The following is a 13,939-nucleotide window of genomic DNA, read 5'->3' on the forward strand; positions in this document are numbered from 1 at the left end:
AGGTCGCTGGACGGCGCCAGTTTACCGAGGAGGGCCGCGCCCTGGTTCCTCCCCAGGTCGCAAGCGTCGGTTGTGTGGAGTAATACTCTGGCGTGACCCGTGTCAGTGCGCCGTAAACGCGACCTGGAGGGCCTGCTGCAGGCTGTCGACCTCCATCACCTTCATGCCTTCGTAGCTGGTGAGCTGCGGGTCGGCGCGCTTGAGCGGTGATCCGTCGGCGAGTTCGAGGGAGCCGCGCGGGACGACGGCGTACTTGAAGCCGAGCCGGGTCGCCTCGGCGAGCCGCCGCTGGACGCCGGGCACGATGCGGACCTCCCCGGCGAGACCGACCTCGCCGAGCGCGATCAGGCTGTTGGACAGCGCCTGCTCGACCGTGGAGCCGGCGACGGCGAGGGCCAGCGCCAGGTCGACGGACGTTTCGCTGAGCCGCACGCCGCCGACGGTCGAGACGTACACGTCCTGCTCGTGCATGGAGATCTTGCAGCGCTGCGCGAGGACGGCGAGGACCATCGCGACCCGGGACGTGTCGAGCCCGGACGTCGCCCGCCGCGGCGCCGGCAGATGCGACTTCGCGACGAGCGACTGCACCTCCGCGACCAGGGGCCGCCGCCCTTCCAGCGTGACCGTCACGCACGTCCCCGGGACGGGCTCCTCGCGGCGGGTGAGGAACAGGCCGCTCGGGTCGGGCAGCCCGACGATGCCGACCTCGGACAGGTCGAAGCAGCCCAGTTCGTCGGTCGGCCCGTAGCGGTTCTTCACCGCGCGGATCATGCGGAGCCGGGAGTGCCGGTCGCCCTCGAAGTACAGGACGACGTCGACCAGGTGCTCCAGGAGCCGCGGCCCGGCGATCGCGCCCTCCTTGGTGACGTGGCCGACGAGCACGACGGTGATGCCGCGCTCCTTCGCGACCCTGATCAGGTTGGCGGCGACCTCGCGGATCTGCGTGACGCCGCCGGGCGCGCCGTCCACCTCGGACGTTCCGATCGTCTGGATGGAGTCGACGACGAGCAGCGACGGCTCCACGGAGTCGATATGCCCCAGAACCGCCGAGAGTTCGGTCTCGGCGGCCAGGTACAGGTGGTCGGTGATCGCCCCGACCCGGTCGGCGCGCAGCCGCACCTGCTCGGCCGACTCCTCGCCCGTCACATAGAGGACGTTCTTCGCGCCGCCTTCGGACGGGGTCGAGGCGAGCGCGGCGACCTCCAGCAGCAGCGTCGACTTCCCGATGCCCGGCTCGCCCGCCAGCAGCAGGACGGCGCCGGGCACGATGCCGCCGCCGAGCACCCGGTCGAGCTCGTCCAGGCCCGTGGGCCGCGTCTGCGCGGACCGGACGTCCACCTGCCCGATCGGCCGCGCCGGCGCGCTGACCGGCCCGGCCGACACGACCCGCGCCGGCGTGGCGGACGCCGCCTCGGTGACGGTCCCCCAGGTCTGGCACTCGCCGCAGCGCCCCACCCATTTGGAGGTCTGCCAGCCGCACTCCGAGCACCGATAGGCGGCCTTCGCCGTCTTAGCCTTCGCCATGCGCGGCAGCCTAGAGCCCCGCACCGACAGTCAGATGTCCTTGCGGGCGCGTTCGATCAGGTCGCCGAGGTGGTCGGAGACCGTGCCGGGGCGTTCGAGCATGGCCATGTGGCCGGCGGTCGGGATGACCTCCAGGCGGCCGGACGGCACGCAGGAGGCGATCTTGAGGCTGTGCTCGACCGGGGTGAGGAGGTCGTTCTCGGCGCCGAGGACGAGGGTGTCGGCGGCGGCGAGGGAGGCGCAGTCGCTGATGACGCCGGTCGTGATCATCGAGCGGAAGTAGTCGACGAACGCGTCCATGCGGGTGTCGGTCATCATCTGCTCGGCGAAGGCGACGGCGGCGGGGCTGGCGTCGGGGCCGAAGGCGACGAGGTCCTCGATGAGGGCGGCGGCGTCGCGGCCGAGGTGGCGGACCCGCTCGACGGCGCCGGAGCCGGCGCCGAGCGCGGCGAGCGCGCGGGGCAGGACGCGGTGGGTGGTGCGCGCGAGCAGGGCGGGCATGCCGAGGGTGACCTCGCCGAGGCCGCCGGACGAGGTGCACAGCAGCCCGGTCGCGAGGATCTTGCGGCCGACCAGGTCGGGGTTCTCGTCGCAGTACCGCATGATCGTCATGCCGCCCATGGAGTGGCCGACGAGGACGACGGGCGTGTCGGCGGGGACGGTCGCCTCGATGACGGCGCCGAGGTCGGCGGCGAGGCGGGGGACGGCGTAGCCGTCGCGGGCGCCGCCGTCGGAGCGGCCGTGGCCGCGCTGGTCCCAGAAGACGAGCCGGCCGAGGCCGCGCAGGGCCTTGCGCTGGAAGTGCCAGGAGTCCTGGGTGAGCGTCCAGCCGTGCGAGAACACGACGGCGAGGTCGGTGCGGTCCTCGCCGTCGATCTCGGCGTACAGGCGGGTGCCGTCGTCGGCGCGGACGGGGACGGGACGGCCGCGCAGCGACCCGAAAGGCTCGCCGGCGAACGGGTCGGGCCGCAGCTGGAGGCGGCGCACGGCGCGGCGCTGGGCGACGAGCCCGGCTCCGGCGCCGGCCGCGCCGACGGCGGTGGCGGCGAGAACGCCGCCGAACGCTCTTCCAGCAGTGACACGGCCCATGGCGGTACCTCCCGTGTGACCCGACCAGTCAGTAACTCAGGGGCAACGCCACCACAAATTGACGGCATAGTCCACCTCCAGGCCGGTGTGCTCGCGCAGGCAGGCGTCCGCGAGACCGGGCGGGAACTCGATGTGCAGAACGGCGGCGAGGTCGTCGCGGCTCTCGAACGACCACCGGATCGTCAGGGGGTCGCGGGAGAAGCCGCGCCGCGTCCAGAACCGCTCGACGGCCCCGGGGTCGTATGTCGGCAGGCTGCGCCGGAACCAGCGGCCGAACGTGGAGCGGGTCGCGTCGTTGTCGATGATGAAGATCGCCCCGCCGCGCCGGACGACCCGCTCCAGCTCGCGCAGGCCCGGTTCGCAGCCGGGCCCGAAGAAGTAGGCCCACCGGGCGTGGACGACGTCGACCGAGGCGTCCGGCAGCGGCAGCGCCTGGGCGGCGCCGACACGGACGGTGACGTTGGGCAGGTCCCGGGTGCGGCGCGCGGCGGCCGAGGCGAGGCCCGCGTGCGGCTCGACGCCGATCACCCGGCCGGCGTCGGCGGCGAAGAACGGCAGGTGGAAGCCGGTGCCGCAGCCGACGTCCAGGACGTCGGAGCCCGTCCACGGGCGGATGGCGCGCATCGCGGCGGCCAGCACCCCGTCGGGGTCGACGGCGCGGTTCTCCAGCTCGTAGACCTGCGGGGAGTTCCAGATGTTGGGGCTCGGCACGGCGCCCGGCGCGATATCGGCCACGGCGACCGAGCGTAGTCGGCTCCGGGGGCAGAGCAATCAGGATCACGCCGGGCGGTTGTTTCATCACGGCCGCCGCCGCATAGGCTTTACCGTGCGAACCTTGATGACCATCGTCGAGCGATCATTCCTGGCGAGGAAGCCTTGACCCCGCAGCACAACGGCGTCAGTACACCGGCTCTCCGTGTACCGGACGCGCCGATCACGCTCTCCACCGCGTCGGTCTACCCGGAGAAGGTACCGAGCGCGTTCGAGATCGCCGCGCTGCTGGGCTACGACGGCATCGAGGTCATGGTCTCCACGGACGCCTCCTCGCAGGACCTGAACGTCCTGCGCCGGCTGTCCGACTACCACCAGGTGCCGATCAAGTCGATCCACGCGCCCTGCCTGCTGCTCACCCAGCGGGTGTGGGGACGCGAGCCCTGGGGCAAGCTCATCCGCTCCAAGGACGTCGCGGAGGAACTGGGCGCGGAGGTCATCGTCGTCCACCCGCCGTTCCGCTGGCAGCGCGACTACGCGAAGGAGTTCGTCGAGGGCCTCGCCCGCATGCAGGACGAGACCGACGTCCTGTTCGCGGTGGAGAACATGTTCCCGCTCAAGGCGCGCGGTGCCGAGGCGGGCATGTACCTCCCCGACTGGAACCCGGTCGACCAGGACTACCCGTACGTCACCCTCGACCTGTCCCACACGGCCGTCTCCGGGTCCGACCCCATCGACATGGCGGGCAGCCTGGGCGACCGCCTGCGGCACATCCACCTCGCCGACGGCGTGGGCATCACGAACAAGGACGAGCACCTCGTCCCCGGCCGGGGCAACCAGCCGTGCGGGACGATGCTGGAGAACCTCGCCGAGGGCGGCTTCCGGGGGCACATCGTCCTGGAGGTGAACACGCGGCGCGCGTCCAGCCGCGTCGAGCGGATGGAGGACCTCGCCGAGGCCCTGGCGTTCGCCCGCCTGCACCTGGCCGCCGCCGACCACACCTGGGAGGTCACGCCGGCCGGGGAGGTCACCCGCCGGGGCGTCCGGTGACCGACGCCGCTGCGCCCAGGGGCCGCCGGCCCGGCCCGACCGAGACCCGCGAGAAGATCCTCACCGAGGCGCGCGGCCTGTTCGCCGAGAAGGGCTACGACGGCGCCTCGCTGCGCGCCATCGCCCGCGCCGCCGGGGTCGACCCCGCCCTCGTCCACCACTTCTTCGGCAACAAGGAGGGCGTGTTCATCGAGGCGATGCGCTTCCCGGTGGACCCGTCCGTTCTGGTGCCGCGCATCATGGCGTCCCCCCGCGAGCGCCGAGGCGAGGCGATCGTCCGGGCGTTCCTGGACGTGTGGGCGGACGAGGACCGCCGCGCGCCGATGCTCGCGATGCTGCGTTCGGCGATGACGAACGAGCGGGCGGCGGCGCTGCTGCGCGAGTTCGTCACGGTCGCCCTGTTCGGCCGCGCCAAGCAGGCGACCGAGGCGCCGCCGCTCGGCATCCAGGCGGCCGCCGGGCAGATGATCGGCCTGATGATCCTGCGCCACGTGCTGCGCATCGAGCCGATGGCCTCCGCGTCGGAGGAGGAGCTGGTCGAGCTGGTGGCCCCGACGATCCAGCGCTACCTGACCTCCTGACCCGCCCGGCCGGACCCGCCCCGGCCGGACCCGCACAGCACGCCCTCTTCCGGCCGCCGCCCGTCCCCGGCTTTCGCATGCGAACCCCTTGACCGGGCCCTCGTGTCCGCATAAATTCAACACATGATGAGTTCTAGTCCGGCGAGCGGAGCCGAGCCGGCCGTGAGCGTCCGCGACCTGCGGGTCGTGCGCGGCGGCCGGGAGGTCCTGCACGGGCTCACCTTCGGCGTCCCGCGCGGCTCCATCGTGGGCCTGCTCGGCCCGAGCGGCTGCGGGAAGACCACGCTGATCAGGGCGCTCGTCGGCGTCCAGATCGTGAAGAGCGGCACGGTGACCGTGCTCGGCGCGCCCGCCGGGTCCGCCGGGCTGCGGCACCGCGTCGGGTACGCGACGCAGTCGCCGGCGGTGTACGCCGACCTGACCGTCGCCGAGAACCTGCGCTACTTCGCGTCCGTGCTGCGGGCGCCGCGCTCGGACGTCGACCGCGTCATCGACGAGGTCGGGCTCGGCGCGAGCCGCGACCAGACCGCGGCGACGCTGTCCGGCGGGCAGCTCAGCCGCACCAACCTGGCCGTCGCGCTGCTCGGCGCGCCCGAGCTGATCGTCCTGGACGAGCCGACCGTCGGCCTCGATCCGGTGCTGCGGCAGGAGCTGTGGGAGCTGTTCCGCGAACTGGCCGACCGCGGCGCCACCCTCATCGTGTCGAGCCACGTCATGGACGAGGCCGGCCGCACCGACCGCCTCCTGCTGATGCGCGAGGGCGTCGTCCTCGCCGACGGGACCCCGGACGGGCTGCGCGCCCGCACCGGCGCGCCCGATCTCGAAGGGGCGTTCCTGCATCTGATCACCGAGACGTCCGGGAGCCCGGCATGAGCGCCGCCGTCACCTTCGCCACGATGCGGCGCATCCTCGCGCAGCTCAAGCACGACCACCGGACGCTCGCGCTGCTGATCGGCGTGCCGGCGCTGCTGATGGTCCTGCTGCGCTACGTGTTCGACCAGCCGATGATGTTCGACCGCATCGGGCCGATGCTGCTCGGCCTGTTCCCCTTCACCGTCATGTTCGTCGTGGCGAGCGTCGCGACCCTGCGCGAGCGGACGAGCGGCACCCTCGAACGGCTGATGACCATGCCGCTCGGCAAGCTCGACCTGCTGCTCGGCTACGCGCTCGCGTTCGGGCTGATCGCGCTGGTGCAGGTCGGCGTCGTGCTGGTGATCTCGCTGACCTGGCTCGGCCTGGACCTGAACGGCTCGCTGGCGTCGCTGGTCCTCGTGTCCCTGCTGGACGCGCTGCTCGGCATGTCGCTCGGCCTGTTCGCCAGCGCCTTCGCGCGGACCGAGTTCCAGGCCGTCCAGTTCATGCCCGCGTTCGTCCTGCCGCAGACGCTGCTGTGCGGGCTGGTCATCCCGCGCGACGACATGGCGTCCTGGCTGACCGCGGTCTCGGACGTCCTGCCCCTGTCGTACGCGGTCGAGGGCATGCAGGAGATCAGCGCCCGCCCCGACTTCACCGGCACCCTGACCCTGGACGTGGCCGTCATCGCGGCGTTCACGGTCGTGGCGCTCGTCCTCGGCGCCGTGACCCTCCGCCGCCGCACTGTGTGACCCCGGGGGACGACGCTTGAAGAGCGGTCTGGTTTACCTGTGCCGGGGTGTTCCGTGTTAATCGGACAGGTGGGGTGAAGTGGGCTATCCCGGGGCGATCCTGCTGGTAGCTTCTGCGCCATGACCGCGCCAGAGCAACCCGGACCGCGGCCGCCGCAGCGGGCCGACCAAGGGCCGCAGGTACCGGCGGCGGCCCAGGCCGGCGAGGGCTCCGCAGACGCCCCCACGGGCGAGGCCGGCGATGCCTTCTGGGCGTCGGCCGACGGTACCGAGCGCAAGCGCAAGCGGCGCTGGCCGCGGGTCCTGATCGCCATCGGGGTGTTCGTCGCGCTGCTCGTGGCCGGGATCGGCGGGCTGCTGTGGCAGCGCCAGTCGTCCTACAACGGCAACATCGACCGCATCAAGGGCGCGCTGCCGACCGACCAGGCCAACCGGCCGGGCCCGAACGTCGAGGGCACCGAGAACTGGCTGCTCGTCGGGTCGGACTCGCGTGCCGAGTCGCCGACGACCGGCGAGGGCGGCGACGTCTGGAAGCCGGGCCGGCAGCGCACCGACACGATCATGCTGCTGCACCTGCCGGCGGACCGGAAGAAGGCGTACATCGTCTCCTTCCCGCGCGACTCGTGGGTCCCGGTCCCCGGCTACGGCAAGCAGAAGATCAACGCGGCGTTCTCCTACGGCGGTCCGAAGCTGCTGATCGAGACGATGGAGAGCATCACCGGAGTCCGCATCGACCACTACGGCGCGATCGACTTCGAGGGGTTCAAGTCGATGACGGACGCGCTCGGCGGCGTCACCGTCAACATCAAGCAGAGCGTGTACGACCCGGCCCGCAAGAAGGAGTGGGCCGCGGGCAGGCAGAAGCTGAACGGCGAGGAGGCGCTGCTGTTCGTCCGGCAGCGCTACAACCTGCCGAACGGCGACTTCGACCGGATCAAGCGGCAGCAGGCGTTCCTCGGCGCCCTCGCCAAGCAGGCCGCGGACCGCGGCACGGTCACCAACCCGCTGAAGCTCGACCGGTTCCTGTCGGCGCTCACCAAGTCGATCAGCGTGGACGAGGAGGTGTCGTCGGGCGACCTGCGGTCGCTGGCGCTGAGCATGCGGAGCGTCCGGGCGTCGGACGTGGTGTTCATGACGCTGCCGCACAAGGGCACCGGCATGCGCGGCAAGCAGAGCGTGGTCTTCGTTGACTGGACGAAGGGCAAGCAGCTCTTCAGCGCCGTCAAGACCGCGCAGATGGCCCAGTACGTGCAACAGCACGGAGCCGGCAACAGCCTCGGCGCCGTCTCGTGATCGCCGGGGCGGCGGAGGCTTAACCTGGGACGGAGAGACCCGGGGGGTGCGCAACAGTGCTTCGTCAGGCGTTGCTGGTCGCGTCGCGCAGTGGCGGCGCGCGCAGGATCGTGGAGACCGCGCCGTTCAGCGGCGACGTCGTCCGGCGCTTCATCGCCGGTGAGACGGTCGAGGACGCGGCGAGCGTCACCGGGCGGCTGACCGGCGAGGGCCTGCTCGTCACCCTGGACGTCCTCGGCGAGGACACCGACGACAAGGACCGCGCCGAGGCGAACGTCGCGCACTATGTCGAGCTGCTGGAACGGCTGGGCGCCGCGGGGCTCGGTGCCCGTGCCGAGGTGTCGCTGAAGCTCTCCGCCGTCGGGCAGACCTTCGACGAAGACCTCGCCTTGGAGAACGCGAAGCGCGTGTGCGCGGCGGCCCGCTCCGCCGGGACGACGGTGACCCTCGACACGGAGGAGTACACCGCCGTCGACGCGAACCTGCGGATCGTCAACGAACTGCGGCGCGACTTCCCGGACGTGGGCGCGGTCATCCAGGCGTACCTGCGTCGAGCCGAGGAGTACTGCGCGGATCTCGCCTACGAGGGGTCGCGCGTAAGGCTGTGCAAGGGCGCCTATGCGGCACCGGTGGCGGTCGCCTTCACCGATAGGGACGAGGTCGACAGGTCCTACGTCCGCTGTATGAAGGTGCTGATGGCGGGCAAGGGCTATCCGATGCTCGCCACGCACGACCCGCGGCTCATCGACATCGCCGGAGCGCTGTCCGTCCTGCACGAGCGTGACGCCGACACGTTCGAGTACCAGATGCTCTACGGGGTCCGTCCGCAGGAGCAGCGCCATCTGGCCGCGCAGGGAGCGCAGGTCCGCGTGTACGTCGCGTACGGGCGCGAGTGGTACCAGTACTTCATGCGCCGCATGGCGGAGCGTCCGGCGAACCTCCGCTTCTTCGTGCGCTCCCTCGCCGGACGGTCCTGAACGCCGCCGCTATAGGGTGGATCAGTCGTTGAATCCCCACGTCAAGGTATGCCGATGATCGCGATTCTGGGTGCCGGGAAGATGGGCGAGGCGCTGCTGTCCGGGGTGCTCCGGGCCGGCCGCCGCCCGTCCGAGCTGATGGCGACCGCGCGCCGGGAGGAGCGCGGCGCGCTGCTGCGCGAGCGGTACGGCGTCGCGATCGTGCCGAACGCCGAGGCGGCGGCGAAGGCCGAGACGCTGATCCTCGCGGTCAAGCCGCAGGACATGGGCGCCCTGCTGGACGAGATCGGCGCGCACGTCCCGCCCGGCCGGCTGGTGATCTCGATGGCGGCGGGCATCACGACCGGGTTCATCGAGACGCGGCTGCCGGAGGGCGTCCCCGTCGTCCGCGTCATGTCGAACACGCCCGTGCACGTCGACCAGGCGATGAGCGTGATCTCGCCCGGCTCGCACGCGGCGGAGGAGCACCTGAAGCTGGCCGAGGAGCTGCTGTCCCCGGTCGGCAAGGTGCTGCGCCTCCCCGAGTCGCTGCAGGACGGCGCGACGGCCCTGTCCGGCAGCGGCCCCGCGTACTTCTACTACCTGGTCGAGGCGATGGTGGACGCGGGCATCCTGCTCGGCATGCCGCGCGCCGCCGCGCTGGAGATGGTCGTCCAGTCGGCCGTCGGCGCGGCGATCATGCTCCGCGACTCCGGCGAGCACCCGGTGCTGCTGCGCGAGGCGGTCACCTCGCCGGGCGGCACGACGATCTCCGCGATCCGCGAACTGGAGCGGCACGGCGTCCGCGCCGCCGTCCTGGAGGCCATCGAAGCCGCCCGCAACCGCGGCCGCGAACTCGCGAGCGGCTGAGCGGCCCGGCACCGGGCCGGCTTTCTCCTAGAAAGTTCACCTTTGAACATTGAGCCGCCCATGGGGGTGCGCTCGTGTTAGGGGTATGGGACTCGTACTCCGCCTGATCGTCGCCGCCGGGCTGGCGGCCGACGCCGTCGTGCACTGGATGTTCGCGCCCGACATGGCCTTCGTCGAGGGCGGGGCCATCGGGGGCGACCTGCTCTTCCGGATCCAGGCGGCGGTCGCGGCCGTCGTCGCCGTCATCGTCCTGACCTACGGGTCGCGCTGGGCGCACGCGCTGGCGTTCCTCGTCGCGGCGAGCGCGGCCGGCGCCGTCGTCCTCTACTACTACGTCGACCTCGGGGCGCTCGGGCCGCTGCCCGACATGCACGAGCCCGTCTGGTACCTCGACAAGACGATCAGCCTGGTCGGGGAGGGCGGCGCCGCGCTGGCCGCGCTCGTCGGGTTCTTCGTCGCGGGCCGGGGGCGCCGCGAGCAGGACGAGGTGTCCGAGCGCGAACCCGCCGGGCGCTTCTGACCTCATTTCGTAAGATCATTTTGGCCGCGGACGCCGGGCCGCCCCCGTTACCATCCAGATGATCATGGAATCGGGGGATCTGGATGGACGAGCGGCGCGAGCGACCCGGCGAGATGACGTTCCCGGCGTCCGGCGTGCACAGGATGCTGATCAGACTGCGGGTGCCGCGGTTCATGGCCGACCACGCCGCCGCCCTGCTGGACGCCCTGCTGCCGCGGCGGTCGCACCGGCGCTAGGCGGCCCTGCGGCGGCGGCCGGGGGAGGTGTGGTGCGTGACCGTGCAGATGAAGCGGGCCGCGTCCTGCATCGCCTCGCCGGCCTCCGGCAGGACGCGGTTCAGGATGTGGAAGACGTGCATCTGGCCGTCCCAGACCTGGAACTCGCAGTCCCCGCCGGCGCTGCGCAGGGCGTCCGCGAACGCCTCGGCCTCGGTGCGCAGGACCTCGGCGCCGCCGACCTGGATGAGGACGGGCGGCGGGTCGGTCCAGGCGCAGGTGAGCAGGGCCAGCCGCGGGTCGTCGAATCCGGCCGGCCCCACCACCAGGCGGGCGACCCGGCGCGCCGAGGCGGCGCTGATGTAGGGGTCGCGGGCGCCGTCCTGCGCCTGGCTGGAGAGCTCGCAGGTCAGGTCGACCCACGGGGAGAACAGGGCCAGCCCGGCGGGGTTCGGCAGGTCCAGCCGGCAGATCTCCCCGGCGAGCATGGCGGCGAGGTGGCCGCCGGCCGAGTCGCCCGCGATCACGATGCCGGACGCGGGGACGCCCCGCGCGAGCAGCCACCGGTAGGCGGTGACGGCGTCCTCCAGCGGCGCCGGGAACAGGTGCTCGGGCGCCAGCCGGTACCGGGGCGCGAGGACGGGCAGGCCCGTGTCGTGCGCGAGCCGCGAGGTGATCGGCCGGTGGGTGCGCGGCGAGCAGGCCACGTAACCGCCGCCGTGCAGGTAGAGCACGGCGCCGTCGGCCTCCCCCTCGCGCGCGTCCCGGGGGATGAGCCACTCGCCCTTGACCGGGCGGTCGTCGCCGCCGTCCGCCGGCGGCTCGTTCAGCCCCTCGATCCGCACACCCGAGCAGGGCCGCATCAGTACCGACGCGGCGTCCACCGTGGAGCGTGCGGTCCGTATCCCGGTGGCGTGTCCGGGGAGGTAGTGCAGGAGAGGCCGGACGCCCAGCCGCAGAGCGCTGCTGATCGCACGGCTGCGAACGCTCGGGCTGTCCATGTACCCCCCTTTGGTATTTAGGTGTCGTGTGATCGGTATGCCCGCTTTTGGCGGGTAATTCACGTCACAGTCTCGCAATGGGTTCCGGCGGCGCCCCGGCGCGTGATCCAGTCGCGTGACCGGGCCCGCGTGATCCAGGTCATGTGACCCTCGCGATACCGTGAGGCCATGAGCAGTTCCGATTCGTCCGCATCCGCCGAACCCGGCGCCTGCGGGCTCGAGGTCTTCTGGGACGAGCGGCTCATCTCCTACGACTTCGGCTCCGGGCACCCCATGAACCCCGTGCGCGTCGAGCTGACGATGGCGCTGGCCCGCGGGCTCGGCGTCCTGGACCGGCCGGGTGTGCGGGTCTCGGAGTTCGCGGCGGCGGGCGACAAGCTGCTGCGGCTCGTCCACGAGGAGTCCTACATCGCGGCCGTCAAGCAGGCCGGCGCGACCGGGCTGCCGGACCTGCGGCACGGCCTCGGCACCACCGACAACCCGATCTTCCTCGGCATGCACGAGGCGTCCGCGCTGGTCGCGGGCGCGTCCGTGGCCGCGGCCGAGGCCGTGTGGACGGGACGGGCGGAGCACGCCGCGAACGTCTCCGGCGGCCTGCACCACGCGCTGAGCGGCGCCGCCAGCGGGTTCTGCGTCTACAACGACCCGGCGATCGCGATCGCCTGGCTGCTGGAGAACGGCGCCGAGCGCGTCGCGTACGTCGACATCGACGTCCACCACGGCGACGGCGTCCAGGCCGCCTTCTACGACGACCCGCGCGTCCTCACGATCAGCCTGCACGAGACGCCCCGCACGCTGTTCCCGGGCACCGGCTTCCCGGACGAGACGGGCGCCGAGGGCACGTCCGTCAACATCTCGCTGCCGCCGGGCACCGGCGACCGGCCGTGGCTGCGCGCGTTCGACGCGATCATCCCGCCGCTGCTGCGCCGGTTCCGGCCCGACGTCCTCGTCACCCAGCAGGGCGCGGACGGGCACGCGCTCGACCCGCTCGCGCACCTCATCCTCAGCGTGGACGGGCAGCGCACGGCCTACGGGCTGCTGCACCGGCTGGCGCACGAGACCGCGGGCGGCCGGTGGGTGCTGACCGGGGGCGGCGGCTACGAGCTCGTCCAGGTCGTGCCGCGGGCGTGGACGCATCTGCTGGCCGAGGCGGCCGGCGGGCCGATCCCGCCGGACACGCCGACGCCGGAAGAGTGGCGCGACTTCGTCCGGCGGCGGACGGGGGAGATCGCCCCGCGCCGGATGACCGATGGGACCGACGTGGTGGAGTACGGCAGGTGGGGGGACGGCTACGACCCGGCGAACCCCGTCGACCAGGCGATCCTGGCGACGCGGCGGGCGGTCTTCCCCGAGCACGGCCTCGACCCGATGACGGACGAGTGAGGCCCGCAGGAATGAGCACCGCACCCGGAAAACCGGCTCCGACGCGCGACGAACTGCGCGCCCACCTCGTCCGGACGATGATCGCCGGGGACGTGGCGACGCCGCGCCAGAACAACCTGCTGCACTACCGCCGGATGGCCGCCGGGCACCCGTACTACCAGTTCGGCCTGGAACTGAAGCCGTCGTGGACGGAGCGGACCGTCCTGGAGATGATGGTCGAGCGCTGCGGCGTCAGCCCCGACCCCGGGCACATCTACGGGGACGACACCATCGACCCCGACATCACGATCGCCACGCTGGAGGCGATGGGCGACCGCATCGGCCTCGCGGCCCGCCGCCGGGAGGACGTGGTCGTCGCGACGGGGCATCCGGCGACGCTGACGCCGCTGTACCAGGGGGTCGCGCGGGCGCTGGAGGGTGCGGGCTGCCGGGTGCTGACCCCCGCCGGCGGCTGGACGTACGAGATCGAGACCGGCTACGGCGGCTCGGACCTGCGCCGCCTCGTCTACGCCGAGCCCGGTGTCGCGATGCTGGAGGGCGAGGACGGGCGGACGCACCACACGCACGATCCGCACCCGATGGAGGCCATGCTCCGGGAGCTGGCCGATAGCGTCTCCGAGCGGTCTTCGGAAGCTAAACCTGATATCTGGCCGGATCTGGCCATCGCCGATCACGGCTGGGCCGGAGCCGCCGGTCAGGCGGGCATCGACACCGTGGGGTTCGCGGACTGTAACGACCCGGCGCTGTTCGCCGGCGCCGCCGAAGGCAAGATCGAGGTGGTCGTACCGCTCGACGACGGCATCTCCGCGCACCACTACGCGCCGCTGACCGCCTACATCCTTGATCGCGCGGGGCTGGCGCCGTCCGGCTGACCTGCCCGTAGCCGCGCGCCGGAGCCGTCCGGGGCACGTCCGGGCTGTCACCGACTGTGACGAGACTGCCGTATGGGACGGATGGGCTTGCGCTGAGCGATGGGGAACAGCGGAACCGCAGGTCAACGCGGGATTGTGGTTGACAACCGTTCGTTTCGACACGTCCAGTGCCGTCCCGTCCACGCTGCGTACGGGATCAGCACTGTAACCCGCGAGTCAGGTCGGGGGACGGAAATGGGCGCAACTCCCCTCTTGCGACTGCCGATGCGC

General features: G+C 72.2%; 15 protein-coding genes. 11 read left to right on the plus strand and 4 right to left on the minus strand.

Going from position 1 to position 13,939, the window contains the following annotated elements; genetic code table 11:
- Nucleotides 1–102 precede the first annotated feature (102 nt).
- From radA to E1284_RS06235, 3 genes are read right to left on the minus strand one after another with little or no spacing between them, the layout of a single operon-like run.
- A complete protein-coding gene (gene radA / locus E1284_RS06225) occupies nucleotides 103–1,524 on the minus strand; it encodes a DNA repair protein RadA (protein WP_131938012.1) in 1,422 nt (473 codons plus the stop codon).
- Nucleotides 1,525–1,554: 30 nt separating this feature from the next.
- Nucleotides 1,555–2,613 (minus strand): alpha/beta fold hydrolase, encoded by a 1,059-nt coding sequence (locus tag E1284_RS06230; protein WP_131938014.1) that lies wholly within the window; start codon nucleotides 2,611–2,613, stop codon nucleotides 1,555–1,557.
- A 36-nt stretch (nucleotides 2,614–2,649) separates the two neighbouring features.
- Nucleotides 2,650–3,348: a class I SAM-dependent methyltransferase gene (locus E1284_RS06235; protein ID WP_131938016.1), complete on the minus strand. Its 699-nt coding sequence runs from the start codon at nucleotides 3,346–3,348 to the stop codon at nucleotides 2,650–2,652.
- 141 nt (nucleotides 3,349–3,489) lie between these two features.
- On the opposite strand from E1284_RS06235, the gene E1284_RS06240 reads away from it, so the two are divergent.
- The 9 genes from E1284_RS06240 (at nucleotide 3,490) to E1284_RS41220 (ending at nucleotide 10,434) form a co-directional block, all read left to right on the plus strand.
- Nucleotides 3,490–4,374, plus strand: a complete 885-nt coding sequence (locus E1284_RS06240; RefSeq protein ID WP_131938018.1) for a sugar phosphate isomerase/epimerase family protein — start codon at nucleotides 3,490–3,492, stop codon at nucleotides 4,372–4,374.
- Nucleotides 4,371–4,955 carry a TetR/AcrR family transcriptional regulator gene (locus tag E1284_RS06245; protein WP_131938019.1) on the plus strand — a complete coding sequence of 195 codons (585 nt, stop codon included), beginning with the start codon at nucleotides 4,371–4,373 and terminating at the stop codon, nucleotides 4,953–4,955. The genes E1284_RS06240 and E1284_RS06245 overlap by 4 nt, the downstream gene beginning before the upstream one ends.
- Before the next feature lie 123 nt (nucleotides 4,956–5,078).
- Nucleotides 5,079–5,828 carry an ABC transporter ATP-binding protein gene (locus E1284_RS06250; RefSeq protein WP_207923592.1) on the plus strand — a complete coding sequence of 250 codons (750 nt, stop codon included), beginning with the start codon at nucleotides 5,079–5,081 and terminating at the stop codon, nucleotides 5,826–5,828.
- Entirely contained in the window at nucleotides 5,825–6,559 is a 735-nt protein-coding gene (locus E1284_RS06255; protein WP_131938020.1) for an ABC transporter permease, read from the plus strand. Before E1284_RS06250 ends, E1284_RS06255 begins: the two co-directional genes overlap by 4 nt.
- 120 nt (nucleotides 6,560–6,679) lie before the next feature.
- Complete coding sequence (locus E1284_RS06260; RefSeq protein ID WP_131938021.1) at nucleotides 6,680–7,852, plus strand: LCP family protein; 1,173 nt, start codon at nucleotides 6,680–6,682, stop codon at nucleotides 7,850–7,852.
- A 56-nt stretch (nucleotides 7,853–7,908) separates the two neighbouring features.
- Nucleotides 7,909–8,829 (plus strand): proline dehydrogenase family protein, encoded by a 921-nt coding sequence (locus E1284_RS06265; protein WP_131938022.1) that lies wholly within the window; start codon nucleotides 7,909–7,911, stop codon nucleotides 8,827–8,829.
- Nucleotides 8,830–8,883: 54 nt separating this feature from the next.
- Entirely contained in the window at nucleotides 8,884–9,678 is a 795-nt protein-coding gene (proC, locus tag E1284_RS06270; RefSeq protein WP_131938023.1) for a pyrroline-5-carboxylate reductase, read from the plus strand.
- An 85-nt stretch (nucleotides 9,679–9,763) separates the two neighbouring features.
- Nucleotides 9,764–10,198 (plus strand): hypothetical protein, encoded by a 435-nt coding sequence (locus E1284_RS06275; RefSeq protein ID WP_207923593.1) that lies wholly within the window; start codon nucleotides 9,764–9,766, stop codon nucleotides 10,196–10,198.
- 83 nt (nucleotides 10,199–10,281) lie between these two features.
- Nucleotides 10,282–10,434, plus strand: coding sequence for a hypothetical protein (locus tag E1284_RS41220; protein WP_165965143.1), 153 nt, complete (start codon nucleotides 10,282–10,284; stop codon nucleotides 10,432–10,434).
- On the opposite strand, the gene E1284_RS06280 is transcribed toward E1284_RS41220, so the two are convergent.
- Nucleotides 10,431–11,414: an alpha/beta hydrolase gene (locus tag E1284_RS06280; protein WP_131938024.1), complete on the minus strand. Its 984-nt coding sequence runs from the start codon at nucleotides 11,412–11,414 to the stop codon at nucleotides 10,431–10,433. The two genes, E1284_RS41220 and E1284_RS06280, sit on opposite strands and share 4 nt — an antisense overlap.
- 168 nt (nucleotides 11,415–11,582) lie before the next feature.
- Between E1284_RS06280 and E1284_RS06285 the strand changes: the two genes are divergently transcribed.
- Together E1284_RS06285 and E1284_RS06290 are read left to right on the plus strand one after the other, a co-directional pair.
- The gene (locus tag E1284_RS06285; protein WP_131938025.1) at nucleotides 11,583–12,797 is read left to right on the plus strand and encodes an acetoin utilization protein AcuC; all 1,215 of its coding nucleotides are present in this window, start codon (nucleotides 11,583–11,585) and stop codon (nucleotides 12,795–12,797) included.
- Between the two features lie 11 nt (nucleotides 12,798–12,808).
- Nucleotides 12,809–13,669, plus strand: a complete 861-nt coding sequence (locus E1284_RS06290; protein ID WP_131938027.1) for a phosphatase — start codon at nucleotides 12,809–12,811, stop codon at nucleotides 13,667–13,669.
- Nucleotides 13,670–13,939: the final 270 nt, after the last annotated feature.

It is taken from the genome of Actinomadura bangladeshensis, assembly GCF_004348335.1.
GTDB classification, from domain to species: domain Bacteria; phylum Actinomycetota; class Actinomycetes; order Streptosporangiales; family Streptosporangiaceae; genus Spirillospora; species Spirillospora bangladeshensis.